Annotated in this window: 3 protein-coding genes; 2 read left to right on the forward strand and 1 reads right to left on the reverse strand. The window is 50.8% G+C overall.

What is annotated here, in order from left to right:
• Window positions 1-808 (forward strand): CpsD/CapB family tyrosine-protein kinase (locus Q0628_RS15615; protein ID WP_298772588.1); only part of this gene is annotated, 808 nt, incomplete at its 5' end.
• Entirely contained in the window at window positions 808-1,695 is an 888-nt protein-coding gene (rfbA, locus tag Q0628_RS15620; RefSeq protein WP_298772589.1) for a glucose-1-phosphate thymidylyltransferase RfbA, read from the forward strand. The genes Q0628_RS15615 and rfbA, both read left to right, overlap by 1 nt.
• 171 nt (window positions 1,696-1,866) lie before the next feature.
• On the opposite strand, the gene Q0628_RS15815 is transcribed toward rfbA, so the two are convergent.
• Window positions 1,867-2,004 carry a protein kinase gene (locus Q0628_RS15815; RefSeq protein ID WP_366979177.1) on the reverse strand — a complete coding sequence of 46 codons (138 nt, stop codon included), beginning with the start codon at window positions 2,002-2,004 and terminating at the stop codon, window positions 1,867-1,869.
• Between the last annotated feature and the right edge of the window lie 15 nt (window positions 2,005-2,019).

Genomic DNA, 2,019 nt, shown 5'->3' on the forward strand with positions numbered 1-2,019 from the left:
CGGATTCTTGTTAGGCGCCATGTTGGTGTCGATCAAGTCGAAGTTCAGCAGTGGCGTGAAGAGTGCTTCGTTCATCGAAAAGGAAACGGGCTATACCGTTTACGCCAAGGTGCCTAAGGGCAACCCCAAGGGAACCAAGGGTACAAGGCCTTTGGCTGTGGTGGAACCCGACGATGTCGCCGTGGAATCGCTGCGTGCTCTTCGCTCTTCTCTGGAATTCTCCATGATGGACGAGGGCGGCTCCGTGGTGGGCGTGAGCGGACTTATTCCGGGCGTAGGCAAGAGTTTTGTCTCGGTGAACCTGGCTGCTTTGTTTGCCGGTCTTGGCAAGAGTGTGTTGCTAATCGATGCGGACCTTCGTAAGGGACGACTCCACAAGGAATTCGGCATCAAGCGTGGCAATGGCCTTTCCCAGGTGCTGTTGCGCGAAGTGAAGGTTGAAGACGTCATCCATAAGACTGAAGTCGAAAACCTGTATGTAATGCCGTGTGGCGACGTGCCTGCAAATCCGGCTGAACTGCTGGGTTCTAAGCACTATGCAGAATTGATTGAACAGTTCAAGAAAGATTATGACCTTGTAATTGTCGATACTCCGCCGATTATGCTGGTGACCGATGCGGCCCTCGCTTGCCGCGTTGCCGCACAGATCGTGATGGTGATCGAATACAACAAGCATTCTATCGAAGCTATCAAGGATGGTATGGCGCAGATTCTCAAGGGCAATTCCAGTGCCCATGCGTCGATCGTAATCAACAAGTATGAACACAGCCGCACTGAAGGGTATGGCTACAAATACGGGAAGTATTAATGAAAGGAATCGTGCTCGCCGGAGGCTCCGGTACCAGACTTTACCCGCTGACCATGGTGACCAGTAAGCAGCTCTTGCCTGTTTACGACAAGCCCATGATTTACTACCCGCTTTCGACGCTCATGCTTGCGGGCATTCGCGATATCCTCATTATTTCGACTCCGACGGACTTGCCGAACTTTGAACGCCTGCTTGGCGACGGTTCTTCGATGGGTCTGAATTTGAGCTACAAGGTGCAACCGAGTCCGGATGGTCTTGCCCAGGCCTTTATCCTTGGCGAAGAATTTATCGGTAACGATTGCTGTGCGATGGTACTCGGCGACAACATCTTCTACGGTAACGGTTTTAGCCCGCTCCTGAAGGCGGCCGTGAAGAATGCCGAACAGAATGGCCGCGCCAGCGTGTTCGGTTACTACGTCGAAGACCCGGAACGCTTTGGCGTGGTGGAATTCGACGAGTCGGGTAAGGTGATTTCGGTGGAAGAAAAGCCGAAGGAACCTAAGAGCAACTACGCGATTACCGGACTTTATTTCTACGACAACCGCGTGTCGGGTTTTGCGAAAGCCCAGAAGCCAAGCGCCCGCGGCGAACTTGAGATTACGGACTTGAACCGCGTGTATTTGGACAAGGGTGAACTTGACGTGAAACTCCTTGGCCGCGGCTTTGCTTGGCTTGATACCGGGACCATGGACAGCCTGATCGAAGCGGGCGAGTTTGTGAAGATGGTGGAAAACCGCCAGGGCATCCAGATTTCTGCAGTCGAAGAAATCGCCTACATCAACGGCTGGATTTCCAAGGAAAACCTCCTGGAATCTGCCGCCAAGTACGGAAAGTCTCCTTACGGCCAGCACCTGCGCAAGGTCGCCGAAGGCAAAATTCGTTACTAGTCTGCGAAATCACATTTTTATGAACGCAACAGAGCCGAGCGGTCTTTGTTTCTTACGGCAGTTCGCCGCCGATCAGTTCCATCTGTTTCTTGTAGATGTCCTTGCAGGCGTTTTCGCCAAGGTCATTGATAAAAAAGATAACTATTTCACAGTTAAAACTAACTACAACAGCTACAAGGCAAAGTCTGTAATTTTGGCTATTCCCTTGCGTGTAACCATGATATTTGCCGGCTTTATATCTTTATGTATAACATTGTTTGTATGCGAATGTTCAATACCAGCAATACTTTGCATAGCTATACTCATAATACGTTTTTGCTGAAC

It is taken from the genome of uncultured Fibrobacter sp. (assembly GCF_937877005.1).
In the GTDB taxonomy this organism is placed as follows: Bacteria; Fibrobacterota; Fibrobacteria; order Fibrobacterales; family Fibrobacteraceae; genus Fibrobacter.